A 26,126-nucleotide genomic window follows, 5' to 3' on the forward strand; every position below is an offset into this window, starting at 1 on the left:
ATTAAAGCAGGAGATTAAATAACACTTGGTGGTTCTTCATTACCTTTGAAAAGAGCATCTAAGCTTCGTTTTACACTTGAAGGAACCTTGTCTGGGTGTAACGTTGCATAGAATTCCATCAAGCGTTCTTTATCAAAGAGAGGTGATAACGTGACTTTCACTTTATGAACGTCATCACGACTAATACTGCCGCCTATCTCAGCTCCACCTATCGGGACGACGTTTACTTTGACTCCACCCGTACCTCCGCGCTTAACAGTTACTTGGATCTCTAATTCAACCGAGTTGACAAATAGAAGGGGGGCATCCTTGGCTTGCCTTGGAGCAGTTGAGAGTAGTTCTCGCTTAACCTGCTCAACCAACTCTGCCAAACCAATTGAATTATCATCCGCCATAACATTGAATCTCCGCCTGAACCTTAAGATTTTTAATCGTAATCGAGGTATGTCTGTAACATCACTCAGTCACAACGATTTTTCTGGAGCGATGCACATCATAATGCTGGCACATTTTGCATAAAAAGGCTCTTGATTTCACAGAATCCTAATCTTGCTGGTGCAAGGCTCTTTAGCGAAGCAGGCTAACAATTAATAGACTGAAACTTTCCGCCTAAGATCCCGTATGAGGTGATTAGACGGAACGATTCGGCATAACACACCTTATTCCCAAATTCGGTGGAATGTTTCTGCATAATACCCTGCTGTGGGATCTTAGACAGAATCTTTCCGCATATCTTCCGATTTCCTACAGAGACGACAGAGGTGCTATTGGACACACAGTACATCTACTCATCCTTATCCAGTCTCCTTCCAAAAAGTTGTTAGACCAGGTACGCGATGCCATTCGCCTTCTACGCCTACCGCACCGAAGAAACTTATGTGCAGTGAATTCGCCGTTACATTCTGTTTGACAACAAGCGCCCCCCAAACCCAAAGAAGATGGGCAAAGCTGAAATCGAAGCCTTTCTCGGTGAGAAAGGCTGTGCAAGAACTGATGTTTGATGAGGCTCCATGTCTTGCGGACAGTAGAAGCCTTGATTGTGAGTGACCAGGGAAAGAATCTTTCGGCACTATCGCTCTTTTGTCACTCTCGCCAGAGCGAACTCTGAAAGCCTTACACCGAAAGACTTCCAGCCTAGGGGCTTAAGACATGAGTTTCTATTAGTTTGCGATCGCTAAATTGTCCAGTACGTATGACTTTCATCAGTCGGCTACGATTTTGCTTTTCCCAGAGTGACAAAAGAGGGATATATCGGCACACGTAGTTGGCAAATGTACGACTCAACAACCGGGCAGCGCAGGCAGGAATCACCACAAACGCACTCATTAGTAGCACCCCGATCGCCTTGATCGAAATTCCCACCACCAGCGACAGCAGCACAATAAACGCTGTGCGATAGGCCCAAACCGACACGCCACGGGCGATCGCCCGCAATCAGCAAGCGGTACTCGATGTCCTGCTAAACCAAGCGGATGCCCCAGATTGTATTCCACCCATTTGAGAACCGCTATAAGCAAGTGATCGCCGAAAGGTAAAGTTATTCTACATTGGCTTGTCGAAATTCCAGGCAATCTGTAACATTAAATACAGAAAATATTGAATAAATTAGTAACAGGCAGGGTTAACAAACTAGCAAGGAGCAACTGTTGTCACAGTGCGATCGCTCTTTGACGGTAGCTCTGCCTAAACCGTAGTACCTTGAGGAAATCTGCTAATGAAACTTGATTCCCGCAAACCCGATGTTAGCGTACCCCTGCGCCTGCATCCTCTAAATTGGTCAAATCCCCTAGATACCAGTACGACAGGACATTCAACGTGGGTGCAACTGCAAGAATGCCCTACCCCCTACAGTCATGATGAAGCCCTGCTATTGTGTCAGCACTCTGAGACTAAATGGGTTGTGTGGGTTCCAGATTATGGTGAAATGGTGCTGAATAAGGATCAGTTTTATCTTTGATCCTTTCCCTATTTAAGGCACAAACCAGGCTAAAATACGCCTAGCTATCTGCGTTGAGCGAGGTTTGTGAGAGAGCAAACCTGACAACATCCAACGCAAAAGCCTGCGGCGGAAGGCAGGTAAAAATACGCGCAATAACCCCTGCAAACCTATTTGTAACAGCCATACCCCTAGCAGCGGAGCTATCAGTAACCAAGGGTTATTCAGGAATTCTGGTATAAAGAGGATGACAAATAGGGCGGCAATGAGCAACGCTAGCCCCCAAGAGAGTAAATTTAAAAGCAGATTTAAGGGCAAGAAGGCTCCCAGACGCAGTTGACTCATCAGTTGCTCGATTAACCAGTAGTGAGCTGAGGTAAGAGCTTGACAAAAGTTGGGATGTTCTAGACAATCACGTCTAATCTGGTGCAGGATATCACCATCAAGGGAAATAACACTCCGCATCAGCGCTTCCTCAGACTCGCCGCGCCGATAGTAAGTGCAGAAGGTTAGTCCTGACTGCAAGCGATTTTCCCAATCAATCAGGGTGTAATCGCGCAAAGTTGCTAACAAGTCGCGGGGAACGTAGAGACGGCAACCTGTCTTGCGGGCAGTTTGAATGTTTTGGAGGAAGTCGTTATCTAATGTGAAGCGAATAGTGTGAACGAGGGAGCGAGAGCGGGAAATCCGTTCCTGCTCAAGATTAATGCACCCTTCTAAATTCAACCCACCCCTTTGGGATTGCTGTTGGAAACGATGATGCCCCACCGGAAAAATACCCTAATGATTAATTTGAATCCCGCCGTCGCGCTGCCTGCACTAAACTAATAATCAATTCCAACAGTCCGCGCCACTGCTTTTGACTAGCGGTGACACTCTCTCTATGAATTTGGAGAATAACATCTCGTTGGGAATGGTCGAAAATTTCCCGATTGTACCGATTGAGGATTTCTCCATCGAGTTGAATGACGGTTTGGGCGCAGATTGTATCGGTGATGACTGCCTTTTGAAGGGGGTTTGACCGATTAACGGTCTTGTTTCGATTATCCAGTGCGCTTTTGAGTTCCCACGTCTTGCGCAAGCCGCGCAAAAAACGGCAGTTTCTGAGAAGTCTCTGAACATTGAGAATTTCTTCGGGACTGTTGAGTTGCAGGGGGTTGGGGAGTCGGGTGGTAAGGGTGAAGTCATCCCCGGCTACTGTATTGAGATCAGTTGGTTGGTAAAGTTCTGAGTTCGGCTCGCTCAGAAGCGCCCGATATTCCATTTCGAGTAGTCTGCGCAAGTCCAGATAGCGATCGCGCAAAGACTCGTGAATTCCCCGTTGTTCGAGATAGTCTGGAGAAATAGGGTAAATCTCTCGGTAGGCTTCCCAGGCAATAAACTTGCTAGCACTAATTTGTTCGACGACCATGGTGTTGACTTCTAATGCCGTGATGTCGATTAGAACATCCTCCAACGATTGCAAAAAGCGATCGAGAGTCTGACCTAGACCGGCGGAAGTAACCTTTCGATTATCTGGCACGGGTAAATCTGTACGTGCTTTTTTCTGGCGATTTTCGATCACGGCCGTCTATCTCCCTAAGGCTAATTTTTTTGATCGGGAAAGCGACTGGGTGGAGGTGGTGGAGGGGGTTCTGGTGGTTCAACCGATTTGGGTTTATCTCCCCAGTCGTCCTCCAATTCTGCTAGGGGATCAAAATCATCCATCGAAATTTCTTCAAATGATATATCCTCAAACAGTGCATCTTCGATAGTATCGGCTTCCCTATCAGCCGATGAAGCTGGCTCAGAATCATTTTCTGACGAATCAGCCTCTTCAAACAATAGCTCTATCGGGTTAGGAAATTCCTCTTCTTGATCGCTGCCCTCAGACATTTGGGGCAAACGCTCTAAGTACTCAAGGGGGTCGTTTTCTCTCGGTGGGGAATCTGCCTGCTGGCTTTTGTCTCGCTCTCCCTGTGCCGTTTTGTCAAGAGCTGACTCAGTATCACTCAAGTCTGCCAGGGGATCGGACTGTTCAAAATCACTGTCTGCCTCGGTTATGTCTGAATAGGGTTCGAGTTCCTCAATCGCGAACTCATCCCAATCCTCATCCATTTCCAACTCTGATGCAGTCCCCTGTAGGGGTGGGGCAGCAGCAAAGGGATCGAAATCCTCCACTAAGTCATCCCATTGGTCATCCTCATCCTCATCTAAGGGCAACCTACCGCCAAGTTCGGGTTCCTCTACAACCCAGTCATCCCAGTCTTCATCGTCGGCTAAATCCAATGATTCTAGACTGGGAATGGGTTTTTGGGGTTCGGGTTCGACGGTTTCCCCTTTGTCTTCGTCCGTTGGTGCTGGGGGTGTTGGGGGTGACTCAAAATTTTCTAGCTCTGGGATTTCCCAATCTTCACTGAGAATTCCCCAATCCTCATGATCTAGATCGGATTCAGGGGGTTTTTGGTCGGGCTGTTCGTCTTCTTCAGCGAAATCATCCCATTCTTCATCAGGAGTTTGAGTCTCTAAAACCTCTGGACTAGAGGGGGGTGGGAACGATAAAGACTCAAGCAAATCTAAGACAGTCTCATTCTCCTGTTCCCAGTCGGTTTCTTCTGCTAGTGCCTCCTGGCTAAGGGGTGTCCCTAAAGCTTCTGGTTCTGCCGGAGGTGGCGTCGGTACTGGTGCAACATCCTCCTCAAGGGCAGGTTCTGAAAATTCTAGTGCTAACCCTGGGGCTGCTTCTTCTAGTCTCTCATTTTGAAGTGCGATCGCTGATTCTGCTTCGGTAAGTGACTCAGCCGCTAACTCTAGCTGATTCTCAACGTTGAGTGGGGGATAGGTGGCAGCTTGACGGTGCAGAGTCACCAAAACCTGAAAGAGCTTTTGCAAGTTTTCCAGATTGTTTTGTATTATCTGATTACTCTGGGCTACCTGCTCGAGGTGAAAGGGCAGAATATCCCGATAGGGTCCGTTGCCGATAAATTGGTCGCCAATCTCGTTGGCAATCTCGCCCTCAATGGTGTTGATTTGGGTACGCAAGCAATGACTGGGTTGGGTTGGAGCTGCTTGAAGTTCTTCTGCTTCAGAAGCAACCCAAGTCGTAATTTTTAACTGAACCGCTTCGCCCATTGCCAGGATTAGCGCTTCCTTAATATTGCCTGCTTTCAGTTGTTCTCTAAAGTCATTGCTCGACGCCATAATAATCTCACTGAATTTGGCGATTGCCGACAAAGACAAGGCTGGCATTTTCCACCAAGCCCTTTATCGCTTAGGGCATATTGTCCTGACTGGACGGTGAGAGGGCCCGATTGCCATCTTCAAGTCGGCGTGGTGATTGTGGCAGTTGGGATAAGGTGTGAGTCAGAACGGTAAAGAGCTTTTGCAAGTTTTCCAGATTGTGCTGGATAATCTGGCGTCCATCTTTAACCTGATCCATGTGAAACTGCCGCAGTTCGGTGTAAGGACCATTGCCGATAAATTGAGAACCCACTTCATTATCGATCGCACCTTCGACGATATTCATGCGAGTGCGTATGCGAGAACCGACGGCGGGCTGTGCTGATTGAGTGGAGTTGGTTGAACTTACCCAGGTGGTAATTTTCAACTCCACCGATTCAGTTAGTGCCAGAGTCAGAGCATCCACAATCTTTCCTGCCCTGAGCTGTTGTTTGAATTCGTCGCTGGTTGTCATAATTTTCTCCAGCCGTATAAATAGCTTGGTAGTAGACCTAAGGTGCCTTGACTATAGCAAACCTCCGCCCAAAGGTTAACAGATTTCACACCGAAAAGTTTGGAAGTGGTGGACGGGGAAATTTAGATCTCGGTAAAATTGACCTGAAAATAAGTCAGGGCGGGCAAGTTGCCCATCCCCACAAGCGGTAGCTGGATATTTTTTTGTTTGGGAGTCTCTAAAGATCTTATCTATTCTTGAGGCTCCAAAAGTCTGTAACGTCATAGCCCAACTCACTCAGCATCTGGTAAAGCAATGGCAAACTCAGTCCAATGACATTGCTGTGGCAACCTTCTAATTTTTCCACAAACAGTCCCCCTCGACCTTCTAGGGCAAAACAACCGGCACAGTTAAGGGGTTCACCTGTGGCAACGTAGGCAGCGATCGCGCGATCGCTGATATTGGCAAAGTAAACTCGGGTTATGCCGCAGCGAACTATCGTTTTATCCTGAGATAAGTCAATTAGCGCATGACCGGTGTAGAGTTCGCCTCTATTCCCTCGCATTTGCTGCCAACGAGCGATCGCTTCTTCTGAATTAGCGGGTTTTCCGTGAATCTCACCCTGAATACTCAAAACCGAATCACAGCCTAAAACCAGAGCATTACTCAATTGACTGGCAACAGTTTGCGCTTTGTGCAAAGCCAATGTCTGTACTAACTCTACAGGGTCACTTAGTTGAATCTGAGATTCATCAAAATCGCTGTGACGAACTACGGGTTCAATTCCAGCAGTTTGCAACAAGCGTTTGCGTGCTGGGGAAGCGGAAGCCAACACAAATGTCGGGATAGTCATAACACTCAACTCAATTACCCCCGTTTCTGCCCTGATAGTAAAGACGTTCCGTGGAACGTCTCTACAGAATGTCTCCTGACTAATAAACATTAAAAGACTGAACGACTTGCTCAAACACATCTTGCACCTTATCCCAACGGAGTTCAGTGGCAGAAGCATTCAGGGTGTAGAGTTTCCCGCGACTCACCACCGCCGTTGCCAAGTCATGCCGTTTCTGGCTAGGAAGTTTAACGCTATATTCTATAATGTAATAAGTTTTGTCTCCAGACTCGCGAGATCCAGCATTGACTAATTCTACTTGGCGATTGGAATTAGACCGAGTGATAATATTTTTTTGTAACTGATACCCCACTTCCCCAGGAGTTCCTAAATCTTTGAGGGTTTTCCCTTCAGGAACTGGGTTGATCACCACGCTAACATTTTCAGTTTGCTCAATCAAATCGTGCAATACCACATCAGGTCCATCGGTTACTTTAACGGGAACCCAACCATTAGGATAGAGAAACTCATAGCCATCCGTGCTATCGACATAGCTGTTGAGTCCACTAGTGCCAACACTACAGCCATGCAAGCTTAGACTAACCATGAGTAACAATACTGCGGCAATTGTTTTGAGCATTTCTTTGTCCCTTCCATCTGTTCCATCGATGCTACCTCATTGTCTCATCTTTTGAATGATGAATTATGAATTACAAACGGTTTAATAAAGGGAACGACTGACTGTTTTTTAACGTCTGTCTAAAAATGATTAGCCTTACCCTTCTGGAACGACTACTGCCTTAAAAACCATGAACCAGACTTATCGAAGCATCGCTATTCTGGGACTGGCTACGCTCCTAACTGGACTCCCTGAAACTGTCCATGGGCAAGTGCCATCCACTCAGCCTCTCATTGTCGTTCAAGCTGAGGAGGAACAGCTAACGGCTGTGCGACTATACAACCAAGGTGTCGATAAACTCGAAGCTGGTGACTATCCTGGGGCGATTTCTGACTTCAGCGACGCCCTAAAACTCAACCCTAGTGATGCCGACAGCCATTACAACCGGGGCTATGCTTATCACAGCTTGGGCAACTACGATGCTGCCATTTACGACTACACTGAGGCCATTAAGCTAAACCCCGATTTCGATCAAGCTTACAGCAATCGGTGTTATGCCCATTTTGTTTCTAGGGATTATGAAAAAGCGATCGCAGATTGCACGAAAGCCATTGATATTAATCCTGATAGTGACACTGCCTATGTGAGTCGCGGCAATGCCTATGACGAACAAGGCAATCACGAAGCCGCTTTAGCTGATTATGAAAAAGCGATCAAGGTTAACCCCGAAAATGCCATGGCTTATTACAACCGGGGTTTAGCTCACAACCGACTCAAACAGCACGAAGCGGCGCTGGAAGATTATACAAAGTCAGTTCAGATTGACCCAGTATTTGCAGAAGCCTTCTACAATCGGGGAATTACTCAAGTTCAGCTCAACAACACAGAGGAGGCTGTAGCTGACTTAAGGCAAGCGGCTGAACTATTCCAGAAACAAGGTAGAACGGAGAGTTACCAGGGTACGATGAACGCCATTAGAACTCTAGAAGAGGAAAAGCCACAGGCGAACCCCTGAAGCTTTTGACTCACAGGGGCTTTCTCTATTTATTTATATAGAGTCCCGCAGGATTAGCTGACGTTCGATACTGAGAAAGCCACAAACATCAAGCCGCTCACCAAAACCAAAGCACCAATGCTCAGGACAAAGTAGTTTCGCTGTTGGGTTTTTGTCGGTGGCTCCGCCTGATAGATTTTAGGTTCGCGGGCAAAGTTGTTCAAACGTCCGCCTTCTTCTGTGGTATATGGCATGAATAATAACCTTTGTTTTCTTAATCTTATAGAATTGTAACAAATTATGGACAGAAATAATCTCATCCTTTGGTAATAAATTGTTATAATTCCAGCCTTTAGGGGGTACTCAGCGGGAACTGTGAATTTTAAATAGCTTCAAAGTGGCTCAACAAGAAGGGTTTGGCAAAGGAAATTAAGACTGCTGTCAATGTTAACTAACCGTCCCCGTCAACGGAGAACTCGCACTCGCATAGCCTTTCACTGGAATACGACCCGCTAGATAAGCCAAACGCCCCGCCTCCGTTGCCATGCCCATTGCTTTGCCCATCGCCACTGGATTTTTAGCCAAAGCGATCGCACTATTAACTAATAACGCATCAGCCCCCATCTCCATTGCTTGCGCCGCTTCACTCGGCGTGCCAATTCCCGCATCCACCACCACCGGCACGCCTGCCTCTTCAATAATGATTTGGATATTCGCCGCCGTTTTAATGCCCTGTCCTGAACCAATGGGAGAACCCAAGGGCATCACTGTCACACACCCCACGTCTTCTAACCGTTTTGCCAACATGGGGTCAGCATTAATATAAGGCAGCACCGCAAACCCTTCTTTCACCAGTTGTTCTGCCGCTTCTAACGTGCCAATCGGGTCAGGCAGTAAGTATTTGGCATCAGGAATCACTTCCAACTTGACAAAATTATTGTCCTCTTGCCCTAACAGTTTCGCCATTTCCCGACCCAACCGCGCCACCCGCACCGCTTCCTCAGCAGTTTTACACCCAGCCGTATTGGGTAGCATCCAGATTTGCGTCCAATCCAACGCTTCTGCCAGTCCTTCATGTCCTGGGGCTTGGGTTTGCACCCGCCGCACAGCAACGGTGACAATCTCACTGCCACTGGCAGCAATACCCTGCTGCATGAACTCAATGCTGCTATATTTCCCCGTACCCGTCATCAGGCGGGAACGAAAGGTTCGACCCGCAATAATAAGTGAGTCTGCTGGCAGTTGTTCTGCAAGGGATGAAGCTTGAGGGGTTACGGGGGTAATAGGGGAACTAATCATTAAACTCGTCTTATTCGGGGACGATTGATGGTAAAGTCGGTCGTAAAGAAAATGCTCTAAGAGTGGGTCAATCTTCTGATGATCGATCACATCCGCCAGCAGTAGGGCAGTCACGGGTGCCAAAAGAATACCATTCCGGTAGTGCCCGGTAGCCAAGGTAAGATTTTCACAGGGACTCGTCCCCAGAATCGGCAACTCATCCGGGGTTGCCGGACGAAACCCCCACCAGCACTCCTCTATCGACCAATCCTGCAAGGAGGGATACAAGCGTATGGCGCGTTCTAGCAGTGCATGAATTCCCGCTGGCGTATTGTGAGGCTGCCATCCGACTTCCTCACTGGTGGCACCAATCAGCAACCGTCCATCCCGACGCGGCACCAAATAGGTATCGGCACCAAAGAGTATCCGCTGGAGAGGTAAGGGTTGGCGGTTCCCTTCTGGCATCTGTACCGACAGCATCTGACCTTTTTTGGGACACACTGGCAGGGGCAATAGTTCGCTAGCCCAAGCGCCAGTTGCCAAGACGTAATGGTTGGCATGGAATTCTCCAATGGAGGTTCTCACCGCCGATACCCGACGATTTTGCTGTTCAAATGCCTCGACTGCTACACCTTCCCGCAAGTCTATGCCCAATTCCTGGGCTGCCAACCGCAACGCTTGAGCCAATGCCCGGTTATCAACCTGACCATCTTCGGGATACCACCAGCCACCCACGACATCAGAACCCAAACCGGGTTGATATAAATGAATTGCTTGTCGATCTAGCCAATTGCTAGTATCTTGCTGGGAACCTGGAATCTCTTCATAAACAGGTGCCAAAATGCCGCAAGGTAAGTAACCTGTAGCGATACCCGTTAACTGTTCGAGTTTGGCACACCAGTCCGCGTATAATGATCGCGATCGCAAGCACAATTCCCGCATCGGCTCGACAGCAAGAGCTTCGGCATGAGGCGCTAGCATCCCAGCCGCCGCTAGGGTAGATGCTTGTTGAAAGTCACGGGTCAAAACCGTTACCGTTGCCCCCCGCAACTTCAGTTCGACAGCGATCGCCAAACCAATGACGCCACCGCCTACAATCAAAATGTCATTTGCTGCACTCATTGTTAAAAATAAAAATCCAGACGCGCCCTGAAACGCCTATACATTTTTTTCCTACCACAAGGCTGTCACCGGTTCGCTAGCAGCAGACGGCGGTGGTTGAGTGGTTCCGGTATCGGCGGGACTTGTTGTTTGAGGTGCCTGTGCCGTTGGTTGATTGGCAGGTTGCACCTGTGTAGTTTGTCCACCAGCAGATTGATTAGCGGGTTGCACCTGGGCTTGACCAACCTGTTCACCTTCCGTTCCTTCTGTCATGGGTTCTACTTGGTTGCTACTTTGATTCTGTCCTAAAGAGAAGGGGAAGCGCCAAGCTGTTGCGGCTCCGACCAGAGCGGAAACGACTATAATTAATCCAATCAATTTGTTCATATCCAGAACTCCTAGCAAGAAATTGGCATCAGGTTAATCTTAAAAATAATCTAAGCTAACTTTTACGAGGTTGCGCTCTGGCTTTAGAGATAAATGCCAATCAAACCTCTAAATTCTCTCTAGAGTTTATAGATAGAGGGTTTTAGCGCCTTTCTATTATACCTCTGCCTGATCTTCATCAGATGAGAGCGGTCATTATTCGCTACAGCCAAGACTAGGGAGTAGGGGTTTTTTGAAGGGACAAGGGGACAAGAAAATTTTTTAGGTTTTACTCAGTTCCCCAGCTCCCCAGCTCCCTTATCTTCATTGCCTTACAGGGCTAAACTCAACGCAGGCTGGGTTTCACCCGATATAGCGGCTAGCAACCCTTGGAATAACTTGATGCCATCTGTATTGCCCAACGCGGGATCTGATGCCCGTTCTGGGTGGGGCATCATCCCGACTATCCTGCCCGTGCGATCGCAAATACCTGCAATGTTGTTGACTGAACCGTTAGGGTTGCTGGTATTGTCTACCTGCCCTGTGGCAGTACAGTAACGGAACAGGACTTGATGATTGTCTTCTAGGGCTTTGAGGGTGTCGGGTTCAGCATAATAGCGTCCTTCCCCGTGGGCAATGGGCAGGGTAATAACGTCTTCGCTAGAGTAAGTTGATGTCCAGGGAAGGTTGGTGCGTTCTACTTTGAGAGAGACGCGATCGCAAATAAAATGTAAGTCCCGATTTCGTACTAGTGCCCCTGGTAGTAGTCCTGTTTCCGTTAAAATCTGAAAGCCGTTGCAGATACCCAGGACGAACTTACCCTGTTTGGCGTGTTCTACCACGCGCTGCATTACCGGTGAGAATTGAGCTAGTGCTCCGCAGCGCAGGTAGTCTCCATAACTGAAACCACCTGGCAGCACGATCACATCTAAGTCAGAAATATCTGTTTCTTGGTGCCAAACCATCCGAGTTGGCACGTTCAGCAAATTTCTGGTGACATAAGCAACATCGCGATCGCAGTTTGACCCTGGAAAGACCACAATTCCACATTTCATGTTGATGCCCCCATCTGTGTATGTACCTGATCTAAATCAAACCGATAGTTCTCAATCACTGGATTTGCCAGTAGCTGATCGCAGATACGGTCGAGCTGCTGCCGTGCTTGGTCTTCATCTGCTGTCGTCAGCATTAGCTCGATATACTTGCCAATACGCACTTGTTCTACGTTTTGATAACCAAGCTGTTTTAAGCCCGACTCGACAGCTACACCTGCTGGATCTAATACTGAAGGTCGGAGGGTAACATATATGCGAGCCTGATATGTGTGATTCACAAGCACTCCCTAACTGTTAGGATAACCTTCTTACAAGTTTGAACGAGGAAGCCCCCACACTCCAAGCTATTTCTAGGAGATTGAGAAGCAAGCCCATGAAACTGCAACGCACCCGCTCTCAGGAGCGAATTTTGAATTTGCTCAAAACCGTGAACCGCTCCCTGTCTGCACAGGACATTTACGTCGAGTTACGCAACCGCGACCAAAATATGGGTTTAGCAACAGTCTACCGCTCCCTTGATGCGTTAAAACTTGATGGTATGGTGCAAGTGCGAACTCTCGCAACTGGGGAATCCTTGTACAGTTCCGTGCTACGCGACCAGCACCACTTGACTTGCCTCAATTGCCGACAGTCGATTCCGATTGAGAAATGCCCAGTTCACCAACTAGAGACGGAGTTACAAGATACTCACCAATTTAAAATTTATTACCACACGTTAGAGTTTTTTGGACTGTGCGATCGCTGTGCTGCGGCTGAAGCTGAGGAGAAAGATACTGCAAAGGCATAACTCCAGTACCTAAAGGAAAGGAAAAACCTAACCTCCACATCCCTCCCCCACCTCTTATGCTAATGTTGTGCATTTTAGAGTGAGTGATTGAGGAGTGTATAGATTATGCGAGAGCTAACGGGAACTACAGGCGCGATACACAGCCCTTGGGAGGTTTCCGGCGGACTTAGGCAACGCGCCTGGGTAGAAATCAATCCCTCGGCTTTATCCCATAACGTGCAGCAACTAAGGCAGTTTTTAAACCCCAAAACCCAACTGATGGCAGTGGTGAAAGCAGATGCCTACGGACATGGGGCGACGGTAGTTGCCCAAACTGCGCTAGAGGCGGGTGCGTTTGGGTTATGCGTGGCAACCGTAGAAGAGGGGATTCAACTCAGGGAAACGGGAATTGACGCGCCGATATTGCTATTAGGGGCAAGTAATACACCAGAACAAGTAAGAGCGATCGAATCTTGGGAATTACAGCCAACTATCTGCACCCCCCAACAGGCTTTGGTTTTTGAAGAAACACTTAATAATTTAAACGTTACTCTATTAGTACATCTCAAGTTAGACACGGGAATGTCTAGGTTGGGAATGCCCTGGCAAGAGGCAGCAGAATTTGTGCAATTAGTACAGCGATTGCCCCATCTAGAAATCAAGAGCGTTTATTCCCACCTTGCCACGGCTGACAGTCCAGATCCGACAGTCATGAAACAGCAGCACCAACGCTTTGAAATGGCAGTCGCCCAACTGAACGCCGCAGGTATTACACCACCCTACCTACATTTTGCTAACTCGGCTGCGACCTTAGCCGACCCCGCACTGCACTACGATCTTGTCAGAGTGGGACTAGCGCTTTACGGTCTTTACCCAGCCGAACACTTACACGGTACGATTCATCTTAAGCCTGTGATGCAGGTGAAAGCGCGGGTGACGCAAGTGAAAACTATTCCCCCTAGTACGGGAGTTAGTTACGGGTATCAATTTATTGCAGATCGACAGTTGCGTTTAGCAGTGGTGGGCATTGGTTACGCTGATGGCGTCCCGCGCAGCCTCTCAAACAAGATGACAGTATTGATTCGGGGTCAGCAGGTGCGACAAATTGGTGCAATTACGATGGATCAGCTCATGCTGGATGTGAGTGAAATTCCCGATTTACAAACCGGAGAAATTGTTACCCTGATTGGATGGGATGGAGATAGTCAAATTTCTGCCGATGACTGGGCAAAATCCTTAGGAACTATTTCTTGGGAAATCCTGTGCGGCTTTAAGCATCGATTGCCCCGTGTTGCTGTTTAAATCTGTAGAGACGCGATATATCGCGTCTCTATTAGGGATTAAGTTCTAGGCACTGGCTTGAGCCAACACTTTCGCGGGTTTTTGAATCAACTGGGTGTAGAGTTCGCTGAGTTGATACGCGACGCCATCCCAGCTAAACTTTTCTTCTACACGGTTTCTTGCACCTTGACTGAGTTGGTTGCGCCAGTCGGGGTTGGAGAGAATGCGGTCGATCGCTTCTGCAAAGGCAACCTCATCTTTAGGGGGTGCCAGTAAACCCGTTTCTTCAGATACAACCGTAAACTGCAAACCGCCAACATCACTAGCAACCACTGGTGTTCCGCAAGCCATGGCTTCGATGGCGACTAAACCGAAGGGTTCGTAGTGACTAGGAACCACGCAGATATCTGCGGCTGTATAGTAGGCTGGCAGGAGTTCGTCGCTAATGCGTCCGGGGAAGATCGTAAAATCGGTCATACCGAGTTCAGCAACAATCCCTTCAATGCGATCGCGTTCCATGCCGTCACTTTCACCCGGACGAGAACCACCACCAATCACCAGCTTCAGGTTAGCATTGCCCCGCAACTGGGAGCGACCTACGGCTCGGACTAAGGTTTCGATGCCCTTGCGCTTATCAAAGCGTCCGACATAGAAAACAATTTTATCGTCGGGACTCAATCCTAGTTGCTGTCGTGCTTCCAGGCAGTTGATCGCACCAAAGCGGCGAATATCAGTACCGCAGGGAATGATGTCGATGTTGCCTTTGCTGGAAACGAGCGATCGCATATGCTCTTGTTCTTGAGGAGAGGTGGCGACGATTCGCTCTGCTGTCTCCAGCACGGTTTTTTCCACCTCTAAGCGGGTGTTGGCAATCCTTGGGATTGCCTCTATGGACTTGTACTTTACAGCTCCGAGGGAGTGGTAGGTATGAACTTGGGGAATCGACTGGCGTTTTTTCCACTGCATACCCACCCAAGAAGAAATCCAGTAGTTGGTATGGACTAGGGAATAATGGATACCCTCTTGCTCCTGAAACTTCAGCAGTTCTTCCAAAAATTCACCCGCGTAGCCAAAAATATTATCTCGCGGCACAAATGCTTCGGGTCCCCCTTTTAAACGAATGGTCCGGCAATGCGGACCATGTTCAACAATTACAGGATCTTCAGTACTAGCTTTTCGGGTAAACATATCAACGTGCCATCCCAGTTGTGCTAATGCTTCACCAACGTGGCGCACGTATACGTTTTGTCCTCCAGCTTCTTCCTTGCCTATCTCTATTGCTGGATCGCCGTGAACTGAAATCAGAGCAATATGTTTATTCGTACTGTCCATGTGTCTAGTCCTCTATTTCGACTTAAATACAGGTTAATTAGCCGCCTAGATGCTGCACTATTCATCCCCCAGCTTTCTTTAAGAAATATTAAGAACTAAGCTCTACCTGGGGTATGAGTCCCTACAATGATAATGTAGCCCCCCGCCTTGCTTTTCCCTCTTAAGGGGTATTAAATTCAGCTTACTCTATTAATATTATTCCTCCCACTCTGACTAAAGAATTACTCTTAAGCAACACTCCCCAGGTGAAAAGGTAGCCTTCATCAAGGGCGTATGACGTAAGACATTAAGAAAGTCGCCTTGTATTACAGCTAGAGAATGTAAATAGCAGAATCCCTGATAAAAAAAGATGAATTTACTCTTTGTAAAGAAGTATACCCTTTAGGATTTAAAGTTGCAAGACGGAAATTAAGGTTTAGTTAAGCAAAAAATACTTCGCAAAGAGTTAAGGAACATTCAGGTTAACTGTTGAAAAAAATAGGGAGTAGGGAGTGGGGAGTAGGGAGTGGAGAAGGAAAATTGGCATCCTGACGAAAGACCCTTTGGAGCGGATGTGGGGATAATTTAAGCCCCAAAGAGAAAGCAGATTAGCGAATTCATTCATTAATTAAGGGGGTTCTCCACACCCCACAGCTTCTCCCTTGACGTTCTAAAATTTCAGTCCAGCCACAAACGACTATAATCTGCTATTATGGTTTACTGTCACCCTGGAGAGGTGGCTGAGTGGTCGAAAGCGGCAGATTGCTAATCTGTTGAAGTGTTTAGATGCTTCCGAGGGTTCGAATCCCTCCCTCTCCGTTTTTTAAACTCGCCAATTGGCACTAAACGCCAAGCCTAAGTAGCGTGGCGTTAGGTTTTGTTCATCCCCTCATTCTCAATTTCCCTTATATCTGTCTACTCAGATATTGCACCAGTCTCACTAACAGCCAGTGGTTTAAACCAGTGGCTCATACATAAAGTCCTCGCTATGAGGACTAAATACTTACTCTACAAGACTTTCAGTCCATTGAAATGGACTTGAGCTATTAGCTTGGAGTTTGAACTCCGGGCTGATTTTCGGGCTTATCGACAAAGGTGCAAGATGTGAGTCTAGAGACAGTAGACAGGTTTACAATCGAATATTAGCCCGCTTGCAGACTAGTGAAGAAAGGAGTTTGACATCCCAATGAGTAAAGTTACACTAGCCCACGGCACCAAGCCCAGTTTGGCAATTAGTTTAGCGATCGCGTTCGCAACAGGTATGCTAACAACAGCTTGTCAAAGCTCTACCACAACTACCACAGAGGATTCCAGTGCTGGTGGTGGCGGAGACGAACTGAAAATCGCCACCCTAACCCCCTCCACAGGCGACCTCTCGTCAATCGGACAAGTGTTTCCGGCAGCCGTTGAATTAGCGGTGAACCAAGTCAATGAGTGTGGCGGAGTCAATGGTAAACCCGTCTCCCTTGTGGTGGAAGATAGCCAAACCGACCCCAACGCAGGTGCGGCAGGCATGACTAAACTAGCGGAAGTCGATAAGGTTGCTGGTGTTGTTGGTGCCTTTGCCAGTAGCGTGTCCACTGCTGCTTTACCTATCGCCGTGCGCAACAACGTTATGATGATCTCTCCCGGTAGCACCAGTCCTGTTTTTACCCAACAGGCGCAAGAGGGTAAATATAACGGCTATTGGGCGCGTACAGCCCCCCCGGATACTTACCAGGCTAGGGCATTGGCAAAACTTGCCAACGAAAAAGGCTTTAAAAATGTTTCTACCGTGGTTATTAATAACGACTACGGCGTTGGCTTTGAAAAGGAATTTACTCAAGCCTTTGAAAAGCTAGGCGGCACAGTGGTTAACAAAAACAACCCCACTCGTTACGATCCTAAAGCCACGACCTTCGATACGGAAGCGGCTTCTGCCTTTGGCGAAAAACCCGATGCTGTCGCTGCCGTTCTCTATGCCGAAACCGGCTCATTACTCCTCAAAGCCGCCTATCAGCAAGGGTTGGCAGAGGGTGTCACTGTAATGCTGACTGACGGGGTTTATTCAGAAGATTTTCCCAAACAAGTAGGCAAGACTAGTGACGGTAAATACTTACTGGGAGGCGCAATTGGCACGGTTCCCGGTGCCAATGGTCCAGCACTAGAGGAGTTCACCCAACTTTGGAAAGAGAAGACGGGTAAGGAAGTAACAGCCTATGTGCCTCATAGTTATGATGCTGCTGCCTTACTAATGCTGGCAGCCCAAGCCGCTAAAGCCAATACTGGGGAAGGAATTCAAAGCAAAATTCGTGAAGTTTCCAGTACTCCGGGGACGGAAGTCACCGATCTTTGCCAAGCGATGGAGATGGTACGCAACGGTGAGGAAATAGACTATCAAGGGGCTAGCAGTAATGTTGATATTGATGAAAATGGGGATGTGGTAGGTGACTACGATACCTGGGAAGTGGAACCCGACGGTAAGCTGGATGTAACGGGTAAAGTTAGTCCTGAAGCGTAAACTACCCCGCCCATGCTTAGGCTATGATGCCTCTATCGCCAGTCCCCCTGCACGGTAAACGCCGCCCAATAATAAGGAGACTGCCAATTCTGGGATTTCCACATCTCTAGTTGTGCGGCTCTTAATGCCGATATCGGATTTTGCCCTTCGGTGAGCATCTTCTGGTAAAATTTTGCCATCACTTCAGATGTGGCGACATCGTTAACACTCCACAAACTCACCACCACGCGCCTTGCCCCTGCATACATAAAGCCTCTTGTCAAGCCCACTAAGCCTTCACCTTTCACTTCCTTACCCAATCCGGTTTCGCAAGCACTCAAGACAACCAGTTCCGCAGGTAAATTCAGGTTAAAAATATCGTGAAGGCGCAAGAATCCATCAAGAGATTCACCGTTTTGGTCATACAGAGACAGCACGATTCCTGATAATTCCGGATTAACGGGGTCGAGTAAGCCGTGAGTAGCCAGGTGGATAATTTGGTATTGGACTAAATTGGGGTCAGTGGCGGTGGTGCGGGAGGCATCAAAGTCTAGGGCTTGTAGGCGTTTAGCTTCTGGGACGAGGGCGAGGATTTTCTCCGCTTCAGTGCGAGTATATTGTAGACGGTCAAGTACTTTCGCACTGTCCCCTAAACCTAAGTTACGGCTGGCGCGAGTTAGGGCAGAATTATTGAGTGTATCGGGGGTTGGTTGGGGTGGATTGCCGGTCAGACGAGAGTCGTTGAGAGTGAAGATGGGGTCGGCAAGAACGGCAATGGATTTGGCAACAGGGGGACGATTTTGCAGTTGCTGGCGTTGAATGGCAACGGTTGAGGCGGAGGGGAGGGTGATGATTTCGTTTTGGACTAAAAGCGGGGTGTAACCTAATCCCTTCGACTCTTCAACATTTGCAGCGAAGGGGGGATCGAGAGGGGCTGGGGGAGAGGTCAGAATCGGCAAAGCAGCAAAGGGAACATATTGTAATGCCCCATCGCCAACAATTAGTAAGCGTTTGTTGCTGAGTTGATTAGCAACGGGGGCAAGAAGCATCTGACTCAGGGGTACTCCCGCATCAAGATTAGCCCCACTATCTTGAGTCACTGATTCGCGGAAAGTTTGGGCGGCGGCTTCTATTTCACTGCGTTTGGGGAGTACGTAGCTGGTGATGCTGGTTTTGGTGACTGCCCAGAGGTAACTGCTCTCTTCGCCTAGGGAATATTCTAAAAGTAGGGTATCGTCGTCGAGTACCTGTTGTTGAATCTGTTGTAAGTTTAGGGGTTCGGGATATTTCAGGGCAGCATAGCGGGGACTGGTAACGCGAATTTGGGCTTTGAGTTGGTCGAGTTGAGTGAGTAGGGATTGGGATTGTTGGTTGATTTCATCAAGTTGTTGTTGGGTATACTGACTGCTTGAGAGTTCATACCTGCGACGTTCTAGGGCGTTGAGTTGTTGAGTGAGGGTGCTCTCTTGTTCTAGGAGTTTCGGTTCAACGCCTTGGCGGATATGGGCATTGGCTTCGGTGAGGAGTTCGATGAGACTACGGGCACGGGCGCGTTCGCTGGTGTGGAAGGCGAGGGCGTCATATCCTTGGGAGGGGTTTTGTTGATGCAGTTCCATCAGTAGGTCGATGTAAAACTTGTAGTAACCTTGGACTGTGGCGAAGTAGGAGGCGCGGAGTTCTTGGGAGCCAATTTTGGTGCGGAGGTCTTCAATAATGGTGATGGCGCTATCCATCAGGGTTAAGGCTTCTTTCAGGTTGCCTTGGCTGCGTTGCACTACGGCAACGTTAAAGATGGTAGTGGCTTCCCCAGATCTATTCTCCACCGCCCGTACTAAGGGCAGAGCTTGGTTGTAGAACTCCAAAGCCTTCTGCTTTTCTCCCAATGAGTTGTAGACAAAGCCAATATTACTGAGGATAGCGGCTTCCCCACGTCTATCCCCCACCGTCCGTAATAGGGGCAGAGCTTGGTTGTAGAATTCCAAAGCCTTCTGCTTTTCTCCCAAGTCGTCGTAGACAGTACCAATATTATTGAGGGTATTGGCTTCCCTACCTATATCCTCTACTGCCCGTAATAGGGGCAGGGCTTGGTTGTAGAACTCCAAAGCCTTCTGCTTTTCTCCCAAGTCGTCGTAGACAGCACCAATATTATTGAGAGTACTGGCTTCTACACCTCTATTCCCTACTGCTCGTAATAGGGGCAGGGCTTGGTTGTAGAATTCCAAAGCTTTCTGCTTTTCTCCCAATGAGGAGTAGACAGCGCCAATATTATTGAGAGTAGTAGCTTTCCTACCTATATCCTCTACTGCCCGTAATAGGGGCAGGGCTTGGTTGTAGAACTCCAAAGCCTTCTGCTTTTCTCCCAATGAGGAGTAGACAGCGCCAATATTATTGAGAGTAGTGGCTTCTCTACCTCTATCCTCCACCACCTGAAATAGGGGCAGAGCTTGGTTGTAGAACTCCAAGGCTTTCTGAAGTTCTCCCAATGAGTCGTAAACACGACCAAGGGCAAGAAGAGATAAGGCTTCTGAGCCTTTTTCACCCGCTTGATGATAGAGTATGACGGCTTGTTCAAATTTAGGAATTGCCTGTCGCAGAGATTCTTCTGTTCCTTGCTGAAGGAGTTGGAGCGCTTCCTGTAAAACTTGTTCAGCCGCATTAGAGTTAGTTGGCTGTTGGGCTATCCTGGGAGCCATCTGCTCAAGGGTAGCGGCGAAGGATTGTGAGCCTAAGAGTAGGCAAGTTATCCCTGAAAGTGAAATGAGCTGAACTAACCCTAACAAAAGTTGTTTCTGAGTTACTGCTGTTTGGAAACGTTGAGCCATCACTGTACCTCAATTATGAATGGAATTGAACTGATAGAGAATGGGCGCTACCCCCAGTCCGCCTCCTCCACACCACCAGGGGTTAAAACCCCTGGCTAATAGCCCAAGTCGTCTAAAGACGACTCAAACCAAGTCCATCTAACGCGGACTCCATGAAAAAAGGGGTATTCAGTCCGGATTTGGTATCAACTACTAATTTTTAGTCCTCTTTTAGAGGACTTTAGCTATGAGACAGGGGTTTTAACCCCTGGCGGACTGGCTTCTACAAGCAAAAATCCATACCCATTTACCCCATCAACCGCAACGGCATTCCTTCCGTTACCGCTTTCTCAACCGTTGCCTGTGCCACCAACCCATCACGAGAAACAACTTTCACCTGCCCTGTCCTATTAATGGCAGTAAATACCGTTCCCGCCTCCACCTTTCGCAAATCAACTCCCCCTAACCACAACTGAGCAGAATCACCACTCACTCCTGTCACCACCGCCTGGGCAGTTGAATTAGGAGAATTAATAAAATAGGGACTTTGCTGATGATACTCTCTCCCCACCTTCACTTCATAACGGGGCAATTGCTCAAAGTCTTGCGGAATTTCTGGGAGAATCTTCTGGAATACCCGCTCAATATTGCTATCGTCCTGCCAAAGATAATGCGTCAGTAAATAACTAAAAATTCCCGCTTTAAAGCCATTAATATTCACTTCTCGCGCCAACTGATCAGGTGCAGTCGCCGCTAAAAGTATACCTTTAGCCACTCCTGCACGGTAGCCTTTAACAAATTCTTCCGGCGACATATTTAACCGCGATAACCACTGTTCTTGGTAGGTTTTTTCATCAGCAGACACTAAAACATTCCTACCCCCATCCCGCGAACGTACCCGCGCTTCTCTAGTCGCCCCACCGGAAAAACAACTATCTAAAACCGCCGTGACATTTTCAGATTTCAGGGCAGACATCAGCAAAAATAAGCTATGCCCCATAATATCTTTTACAGGCCCTCCCACCTCTGGATATCCAGCCGGTAAGTTACTATCCACCGGCACAAAAGTCCCATTCAGTCCTTCTTTCTCTCGTTCAACGACAATCGGATGAGGGTCAAAGATACGCGAACCATGCCCAGAATAGTGATAAACCACCACATCTCCTGGTTTTGCCTGTTTAATCAAATGTTCCTCAAATGCCGTTAAAATCCCTTCCCGTGTCGCTTCTGTATCGGGCAAAACCAAAACATCTTTCGGATTAAACCCAAAGCGATAAATCAGCAGATTTCGTTGCAAATCTACATCATTGAGGCATCCTTCTAGGGGTTGAGAAGTGTAGTTATTGATACCAACGATTAAAGCCAGTTTGCGAGGTGTACTTTGAGCGAGAACTTGACCATACTGTTGGGCTTGCCGTTGGAATAATAGCTGATTGATTCCAATGCCTGCTAGTGCTGAACCAACAAATTGCAAGAAATGACGACGAGTAGTGCGGGTCATAGTGAGCTAATTTGAAGATTTAGGGTTAGTCTGAGAGCGTCTCTGGAAAAATCGGTTGTAGCGGGCATTTTTGGTCAGATTGATGCCCAATATAGCCAATTTAACACTACAACCTCAGTAATCGGGAATACCCTGATTGCTGTCCATTTATCTATCTCTCATCAAGAGTGAGGATATGCAGGCGGTTTTTGGCTAAGTATTAATACTGCTGTATTCGCTTGGCTCCCAACGCGCCAGTCAAAGTAATGCTTTCAGCAATGCCTGGAGTTTGAGTTGAATTTCTGCTAATTCTTTGTTGGGATCAGAGCCTGCAACGATACCAGCACCTGCATAGAGTCGGGCACGATAGGTATTGCTGCCAGTTTTTGAAGACTGTCGTGTTTCAATGAGAGCCGAGCGAATACCTACAATAAACTCGCAATTTCCTTGGTAGTCAACCCAGCCTAAGGGAGCAGCGTAGAGGGAGCGATCAAAGGTTTCGTAATGGCGGATTTGTTCTTGGGCGATTTTAGTAGGAACACCTGCTACGGCTGGCGTAGGGTGTAGTTTGGCGAGAATTTCTAAGGGATGGACGCTGGTGAAAAGTTGAGCTTGAATTGGCGTCCATAAATGCTGGATATTCGATAATTTTAGCAGTTGAGGTGTCGGTAAAAGTTGGGGAATTAATCCTAACTCTGAGAGATGGTGGGTGATAAAATCTAGTACGAATTGGTGTTCGCGCCGTTCTTTTTCACTACTGAGTAACCGATCTGCCAAGTCAGTATCCTCTGCTGCGGTTTTACCTCGTGGTGCAGAACCTGCTAAGGCATCTGTTACTAACTGACGGTTGCGAATACCAATCAAGCGTTCTGGACTAGCACCTATAAAATTTTGTCCTTTACCATTACTGATAGAGAAGATGTAGCAATCGGGATAACGCTGGCGTAAATTGTCCAGAGAATGAACTACATTAAACGGTTGGGGTGAAACCACATCAATGATATCTGCCAGAACAATTTTGCTAAATTGATTGGCTTGTATTAATTGGAGAGCCGATACAACTGAAGATTTGAAACGTTCGGCAGTTTTAGAATCTTGCTTAATAAAGTTTTCGGGTTTAGATGAAGGACTAGTTGAAAGGCTGCGATCTAGATCATGAATTCGCTTAAAGGAATAGCACAAATTTTTCACAAGCCATTCTAGGTTAATTTGAGGTGTTATTTTTAAATTAGCAACTAAAATGCCTTGATTTTTATATAAGGATACTTGCCAACGAGGTAAGAAAATGGTGGCAGCGGGAAAAAGAGTGTCGGGAAAATTTTTATTGTCAAAAAATGTAAAACTACAGAAGAAATGGGGACCTGAAAATGGTAAATTTAGCTGACCGCTGCTGAGGGTGTTTGCCAGAGAAGTCTGAATGAAAGATTGGGATTTTTGAAAGCGGTTCCCCCCTTCGATTTGAATAGAAACTGCCGAATCAATGGCGGCAATTGCTTCATTTTTACTGCTTTTTTCAAAGTAAAATTGAAGTTGGTTCGGTTCAGCGATCGCTTGCAGCACAGCGAGGGGATCGATGGGGTGAATTTCTTGAGAAAGACTGAGAATTTGCGGGCAATTTTTGGCAATAGCTTGCTGTTTGGCTTTGAAAAGAAGTTGGTATAGCTGTTGGCAATCTTGGAAAAAATTAGTGCGATAGGGAGTGACTGTCATAGAATCAGAAATGTAAACTTTTTTTAAGTTCTGTTCCTAAAGTCCGATTATCAATGGTGGGATGTCTAAAGGGACGATTTGCTCCCTACCTAACTAACCCCTAGTGTCGATTGACACCATCCCTCAGGCGCTACCTACCCCAGTCACGGGAAGGTCAAGCGGCTCAAGACCCGTCCTGTCTTGCTGACTTACGTGTGGTACATAAGAAACTATCACAGGCTGGCTATCGTGGGCATTGTCAGCAACGCGAGTAGGGTACGACAACCGCTAAGTCTAACAGGAGGGGCAGCGCGTAGGGGTTTGAGAAAACAACTAACAGCGAACAACACACAGGCAATCGTACTTTAATCAATTTTGCTGAATGACTACAAGTTTTGTTAAACAGTCAACGAGTAAACTGTGGCTAGCGGCAATTAAACCACCGATGTACAGCGTTGCAGTCATCCCAATTTGGCTGGGGACTGCTGTGGCATTTGCAGAAACGCGAACGATTCACTTGGGAATATTTTCAACCTTCTTGATTTCAGCAATTTTAATTATTGCTTGGCTCAACCTTAGTAATGATGTCTTTGATTCAGAAACGGGAATTGATAAAAATAAAGCCCATTCCTTGGTGAACTTAACCGGGAATAAAGCCCTAATTTTTGGGTTGAGTAATTTATTTTTAGCAGCAGGCATCCTAGGCATACTCGCGATCGCTTGGTGGCAGCGAGACTTCACAGTGATTGGCATCGTCTTACTGTGCTGTGCATTGGGGTACAGCTATCAAGGTCCGCCCTTTCGCTTTGGCTACCAGGGGTTGGGAGAGATTATTTGCTTTTTCACCTTCGGACCGATGGCAGTAGCCGCCGCTTACTACTCCCAAGCTCAAACCTTCTCTCTGACAGGGTTTGCCGCGTCTGTTATTATCGGCATTAGCACCTCGATTATTTTGTTTTGCTCCCATTTTCATCAAGTTGAAGACGATATAGCGGCAGGAAAGCGATCGCCTATTGTCCGCTTGGGTACAAAACGGGGTGCTCAACTCTTATCCTGGCTGAGTGGCAGCATTTACGCCCTCACGGGTTTGTTTGTCCTGTGGGGGATTTTCCCGGTTTGGACGCTATTGACGGCAATCAGCTTGCCCTTTGCTCTTGATTTAGTGCGGCACGTTCAGAACTATCATGACCAGCCTGAAAAGGTCAGCAACTGCAAGTTTATTGCGGTTAAACTCCATTTTTGGAGTGGACTCCTTTTCGGTCTTGGTTTCCTAATGACGGTTAGCTGATACCCTACCCAGTCGTATTTTCATCCTCATGACATCTAATGGAGTGAGGATGTGTTTCCTGGCATCCAAATTCTGATGAATTTTGAGAATTATAACGTTCACTATTATTTCAGGGGGAACAGAAGCCAACCTATCCTGCTGTTTTTGCACGGCTTTTTGGGCAACAGCCAAGACTTTAGCCGCGTTATTTCCGTCTTGTCTCAACAATTTTGTTGTCTAGCTGTTGACCTTCCCGGTCATGGAAAAACTAGAGTTCTGGGTAGTGAGGAGTGCTACACCCTATCCAACACAGCTCAAGGGTTGATTGAATTCCTCAATCATTTAAACATTGATCAATGTTTTATCGTCGGTTACTCAATGGGGGGACGATTAGCGTTATATATGACGCTAGAGTTTCCCGCTCGATTTCAGCGAGTGATACTGGAATCAGCATCACCGGGATTAAAGACTGAACGAGAGCGATCGCTACGCCTTCAAGCTGATGAGCAACGGGCAGAAGAATTAGAAACCAGCAATTTTCAGTCTTTTTTATCCAACTGGTATAGCCAACCTCTATTCCAATCCTTACAGAACCATACCGACTTAAAACATTTAATCGAACGTCGGTTACAGAACAATCCAGAAGAGTTAGCTAAATCACTCCGTCAAATGGGAACAGGCAAGCAACCTTCCCTCTGGGAGAGACTGAAACAGAATAAAATCCCCCTGTTGTTGCTTGTAGGAGAGTATGATCAGAAGTTTAGAACCATCAACACAGAGATTGCTAATATCTGTCCAGTAGCACACTTGAAAATAATCCCCAAAACGGGTCATAATATTCACCTGGAAAATAGCACAGCCTGGGTTAATCAGGTGAGACAATTTTGTGCGTTGGCAGGAGGCTGATGCCCTACAGATTTAATTTTCACTCCTACCAGCGCCGTTTCCAACAACCCCTGAAAACCAGTCACGGCATCTGGGAGGTTCGGGAAGGTATTATCCTGTGCCTCACCGATGAAACAGGACAAGTGGGTTGGGGAGAAATTGCCCCATTGCCCTGGTTTGGTTCTGAAACCTTGGAACAAGCCTTAGACTTTTGTCAACAATTACCCCCAAAAATTACAGCAACCGATATTTTCTCCATTCCCGATAAACGTCCCGCCTGTCAGTTTGGCTTCGAGTCAGCTTGGGAAATGGTGGAAGCTGGGGGGCTGGGGGG

General features: G+C 47.4%; 23 protein-coding genes, 1 tRNA gene and 2 pseudogenes. 9 read left to right on the forward strand and 17 right to left on the reverse strand.

Features of this window, described 5'->3' with window-relative positions:
• Positions 1 to 14 precede the first annotated feature (14 nt).
• Positions 15 to 395, reverse strand: coding sequence for a trypco2 family protein (locus tag IQ257_RS11615; RefSeq protein WP_193875016.1), 381 nt, complete (start codon positions 393 to 395; stop codon positions 15 to 17).
• Positions 396 to 1,257: 862 nt separating this feature from the next.
• Positions 1,258 to 1,428: pseudogene (locus tag IQ257_RS31515) on the reverse strand (metal ABC transporter permease); the annotation flags it as partial.
• A gap of 286 nt (positions 1,429 to 1,714) precedes the next feature.
• Here IQ257_RS31515 and IQ257_RS11625 point away from each other — a divergent pair.
• Positions 1,715 to 1,957, forward strand: a complete 243-nt coding sequence (locus IQ257_RS11625) for a hypothetical protein (RefSeq protein WP_193875018.1) — start codon at positions 1,715 to 1,717, stop codon at positions 1,955 to 1,957.
• A gap of 12 nt (positions 1,958 to 1,969) precedes the next feature.
• Here IQ257_RS11625 and IQ257_RS11630 read toward each other — a convergent pair whose 3' ends face one another.
• From IQ257_RS11630 to psbP, 6 genes are all read right to left on the reverse strand, one after another.
• Positions 1,970 to 2,704, reverse strand: coding sequence for a hypothetical protein (locus IQ257_RS11630; RefSeq protein WP_193875020.1), 735 nt, complete (start codon positions 2,702 to 2,704; stop codon positions 1,970 to 1,972).
• A 19-nt stretch (positions 2,705 to 2,723) separates the two neighbouring features.
• Entirely contained in the window at positions 2,724 to 3,500 is a 777-nt protein-coding gene (locus tag IQ257_RS11635) for a hypothetical protein (protein ID WP_322744295.1), read from the reverse strand.
• A gap of 20 nt (positions 3,501 to 3,520) precedes the next feature.
• Entirely contained in the window at positions 3,521 to 5,164 is a 1,644-nt protein-coding gene (locus IQ257_RS11640) for a hypothetical protein (RefSeq protein WP_193875022.1), read from the reverse strand.
• A gap of 22 nt (positions 5,165 to 5,186) precedes the next feature.
• Positions 5,187 to 5,609, reverse strand: coding sequence for a hypothetical protein (locus IQ257_RS11645; protein WP_193875024.1), 423 nt, complete (start codon positions 5,607 to 5,609; stop codon positions 5,187 to 5,189).
• A gap of 226 nt (positions 5,610 to 5,835) precedes the next feature.
• Positions 5,836 to 6,441: a Maf family protein gene (locus tag IQ257_RS11650; RefSeq protein WP_193875026.1), complete on the reverse strand. Its 606-nt coding sequence runs from the start codon at positions 6,439 to 6,441 to the stop codon at positions 5,836 to 5,838.
• A 79-nt stretch (positions 6,442 to 6,520) separates the two neighbouring features.
• A complete protein-coding gene (gene psbP, locus IQ257_RS11655; protein WP_193875028.1) occupies positions 6,521 to 7,060 on the reverse strand; it encodes a photosystem II reaction center PsbP in 540 nt (179 codons plus the stop codon).
• A gap of 169 nt (positions 7,061 to 7,229) precedes the next feature.
• Here psbP and IQ257_RS11660 point away from each other — a divergent pair, with 169 nt between their 5' ends.
• Complete coding sequence (locus IQ257_RS11660) at positions 7,230 to 8,054, forward strand: tetratricopeptide repeat protein (RefSeq protein ID WP_193875030.1); 825 nt, start codon at positions 7,230 to 7,232, stop codon at positions 8,052 to 8,054.
• A gap of 53 nt (positions 8,055 to 8,107) precedes the next feature.
• On the opposite strand, the gene psb34 is transcribed toward IQ257_RS11660, so the two are convergent.
• From psb34 to purS, 5 genes are all read right to left on the reverse strand, one after another.
• Positions 8,108 to 8,287 (reverse strand): photosystem II assembly protein Psb34, encoded by a 180-nt coding sequence (psb34, locus tag IQ257_RS11665; protein ID WP_193875031.1) that lies wholly within the window; start codon positions 8,285 to 8,287, stop codon positions 8,108 to 8,110.
• A gap of 193 nt (positions 8,288 to 8,480) precedes the next feature.
• Positions 8,481 to 10,433: a glycine oxidase ThiO gene (thiO, locus tag IQ257_RS31180; protein WP_193875033.1), complete on the reverse strand. Its 1,953-nt coding sequence runs from the start codon at positions 10,431 to 10,433 to the stop codon at positions 8,481 to 8,483.
• A 51-nt stretch (positions 10,434 to 10,484) separates the two neighbouring features.
• A complete protein-coding gene (locus IQ257_RS11675; RefSeq protein ID WP_193875035.1) occupies positions 10,485 to 10,799 on the reverse strand; it encodes a hypothetical protein in 315 nt (104 codons plus the stop codon).
• A gap of 311 nt (positions 10,800 to 11,110) precedes the next feature.
• Positions 11,111 to 11,833: a phosphoribosylformylglycinamidine synthase subunit PurQ gene (gene purQ, locus IQ257_RS11680; RefSeq protein WP_193881657.1), complete on the reverse strand. Its 723-nt coding sequence runs from the start codon at positions 11,831 to 11,833 to the stop codon at positions 11,111 to 11,113.
• Complete coding sequence (purS, locus tag IQ257_RS11685) at positions 11,830 to 12,111, reverse strand: phosphoribosylformylglycinamidine synthase subunit PurS (protein WP_193881654.1); 282 nt, start codon at positions 12,109 to 12,111, stop codon at positions 11,830 to 11,832. The genes purQ and purS overlap by 4 nt, the downstream gene beginning before the upstream one ends.
• Positions 12,112 to 12,206: 95 nt before the next feature.
• On the opposite strand from purS, the gene IQ257_RS11690 reads away from it, so the two are divergent.
• A complete protein-coding gene (locus IQ257_RS11690; RefSeq protein ID WP_193881652.1) occupies positions 12,207 to 12,620 on the forward strand; it encodes a Fur family transcriptional regulator in 414 nt (137 codons plus the stop codon).
• Between the two features lie 105 nt (positions 12,621 to 12,725).
• Positions 12,726 to 13,901, forward strand: coding sequence for an alanine racemase (gene alr / locus IQ257_RS11695; protein ID WP_193881649.1), 1,176 nt, complete (start codon positions 12,726 to 12,728; stop codon positions 13,899 to 13,901).
• A gap of 45 nt (positions 13,902 to 13,946) precedes the next feature.
• On the opposite strand, the gene IQ257_RS11700 is transcribed toward alr, so the two are convergent.
• On the reverse strand, positions 13,947 to 15,212 hold the full coding sequence (locus IQ257_RS11700) for a glycosyltransferase family 4 protein (RefSeq protein WP_193881646.1): 1,266 nt from the start codon (positions 15,210 to 15,212) through the stop codon (positions 13,947 to 13,949).
• Between the two features lie 709 nt (positions 15,213 to 15,921).
• Between IQ257_RS11700 and IQ257_RS11705 the strand changes: the two genes are divergently transcribed.
• Positions 15,922 to 16,010, forward strand: a tRNA-Ser gene (locus IQ257_RS11705).
• Positions 16,011 to 16,377: 367 nt separating this feature from the next.
• Positions 16,378 to 17,691, forward strand: coding sequence for an ABC transporter substrate-binding protein (locus tag IQ257_RS11710; protein ID WP_193881645.1), 1,314 nt, complete (start codon positions 16,378 to 16,380; stop codon positions 17,689 to 17,691).
• Positions 17,692 to 17,723: 32 nt separating this feature from the next.
• On the opposite strand, the gene IQ257_RS11715 is transcribed toward IQ257_RS11710, so the two are convergent.
• From IQ257_RS11715 to IQ257_RS11725, 3 genes are all read right to left on the reverse strand, one after another.
• A complete protein-coding gene (locus tag IQ257_RS11715) occupies positions 17,724 to 20,492 on the reverse strand; it encodes a CHAT domain-containing protein (protein ID WP_193933047.1) in 2,769 nt (922 codons plus the stop codon).
• Between the two features lie 286 nt (positions 20,493 to 20,778).
• Positions 20,779 to 21,972 (reverse strand): caspase family protein, encoded by a 1,194-nt coding sequence (locus tag IQ257_RS11720; protein WP_193881751.1) that lies wholly within the window; start codon positions 21,970 to 21,972, stop codon positions 20,779 to 20,781.
• 237 nt (positions 21,973 to 22,209) lie between these two features.
• Entirely contained in the window at positions 22,210 to 23,661 is a 1,452-nt protein-coding gene (locus tag IQ257_RS11725) for an isochorismate synthase (protein WP_193881753.1), read from the reverse strand.
• A 361-nt stretch (positions 23,662 to 24,022) separates the two neighbouring features.
• On the opposite strand from IQ257_RS11725, the gene menA reads away from it, so the two are divergent.
• From menA to IQ257_RS11740, 3 genes and pseudogenes are all read left to right on the forward strand, one after another.
• A complete protein-coding gene (menA, locus tag IQ257_RS11730) occupies positions 24,023 to 24,928 on the forward strand; it encodes a 2-carboxy-1,4-naphthoquinone phytyltransferase (protein WP_193881755.1) in 906 nt (301 codons plus the stop codon).
• A gap of 75 nt (positions 24,929 to 25,003) precedes the next feature.
• Complete coding sequence (gene menH, locus IQ257_RS11735) at positions 25,004 to 25,813, forward strand: 2-succinyl-6-hydroxy-2,4-cyclohexadiene-1-carboxylate synthase (RefSeq protein ID WP_193881757.1); 810 nt, start codon at positions 25,004 to 25,006, stop codon at positions 25,811 to 25,813.
• Positions 25,813 to 26,126 (forward strand): annotated as a pseudogene (locus IQ257_RS11740) (o-succinylbenzoate synthase); the annotation flags it as partial. The gene menH and the pseudogene IQ257_RS11740, both read left to right, overlap by 1 nt.

Origin of the sequence: Coleofasciculus sp. LEGE 07092, assembly GCF_015207375.1 — a bacterium.
Classification (GTDB): domain Bacteria; phylum Cyanobacteriota; class Cyanobacteriia; order Cyanobacteriales; family Coleofasciculaceae; genus LEGE-07092.

Coding starts and splice junctions, on each gene's coding strand:
- IQ257_RS11725 (WP_193881753.1), bottom strand. CDS start 23,661: ATGACAGTCACTCCCTATCGCACTAATTTTTTCCAAGATTGCCAACAG.
- psb34 (WP_193875031.1), bottom strand. CDS start 8,287: ATGCCATATACCACAGAAGAAGGCGGACGTTTGAACAACTTTGCCCGC.
- IQ257_RS11715 (WP_193933047.1), bottom strand. CDS start 20,492: ATGGCTCAACGTTTCCAAACAGCAGTAACTCAGAAACAACTTTTGTTA.
- menH (WP_193881757.1), top strand. CDS start 25,004: ATGAATTTTGAGAATTATAACGTTCACTATTATTTCAGGGGGAACAGA.
- IQ257_RS11720 (WP_193881751.1), bottom strand. CDS start 21,972: ATGACCCGCACTACTCGTCGTCATTTCTTGCAATTTGTTGGTTCAGCA.
- IQ257_RS11645 (WP_193875024.1), bottom strand. CDS start 5,609: ATGACAACCAGCGACGAATTCAAACAACAGCTCAGGGCAGGAAAGATT.
- IQ257_RS11615 (WP_193875016.1), bottom strand. CDS start 395: ATGGCGGATGATAATTCAATTGGTTTGGCAGAGTTGGTTGAGCAGGTT.
- IQ257_RS11625 (WP_193875018.1), top strand. CDS start 1,715: ATGAAACTTGATTCCCGCAAACCCGATGTTAGCGTACCCCTGCGCCTG.
- IQ257_RS11660 (WP_193875030.1), top strand. CDS start 7,230: ATGAACCAGACTTATCGAAGCATCGCTATTCTGGGACTGGCTACGCTC.
- IQ257_RS11710 (WP_193881645.1), top strand. CDS start 16,378: ATGAGTAAAGTTACACTAGCCCACGGCACCAAGCCCAGTTTGGCAATT.
- purQ (WP_193881657.1), bottom strand. CDS start 11,833: ATGAAATGTGGAATTGTGGTCTTTCCAGGGTCAAACTGCGATCGCGAT.
- alr (WP_193881649.1), top strand. CDS start 12,726: ATGCGAGAGCTAACGGGAACTACAGGCGCGATACACAGCCCTTGGGAG.
- IQ257_RS11675 (WP_193875035.1), bottom strand. CDS start 10,799: ATGAACAAATTGATTGGATTAATTATAGTCGTTTCCGCTCTGGTCGGA.
- thiO (WP_193875033.1), bottom strand. CDS start 10,433: ATGAGTGCAGCAAATGACATTTTGATTGTAGGCGGTGGCGTCATTGGT.
- psbP (WP_193875028.1), bottom strand. CDS start 7,060: ATGCTCAAAACAATTGCCGCAGTATTGTTACTCATGGTTAGTCTAAGC.
- menA (WP_193881755.1), top strand. CDS start 24,023: ATGACTACAAGTTTTGTTAAACAGTCAACGAGTAAACTGTGGCTAGCG.
- IQ257_RS11640 (WP_193875022.1), bottom strand. CDS start 5,164: ATGCCAGCCTTGTCTTTGTCGGCAATCGCCAAATTCAGTGAGATTATT.
- IQ257_RS11650 (WP_193875026.1), bottom strand. CDS start 6,441: ATGACTATCCCGACATTTGTGTTGGCTTCCGCTTCCCCAGCACGCAAA.
- IQ257_RS11690 (WP_193881652.1), top strand. CDS start 12,207: ATGAAACTGCAACGCACCCGCTCTCAGGAGCGAATTTTGAATTTGCTC.
- IQ257_RS11700 (WP_193881646.1), bottom strand. CDS start 15,212: ATGGACAGTACGAATAAACATATTGCTCTGATTTCAGTTCACGGCGAT.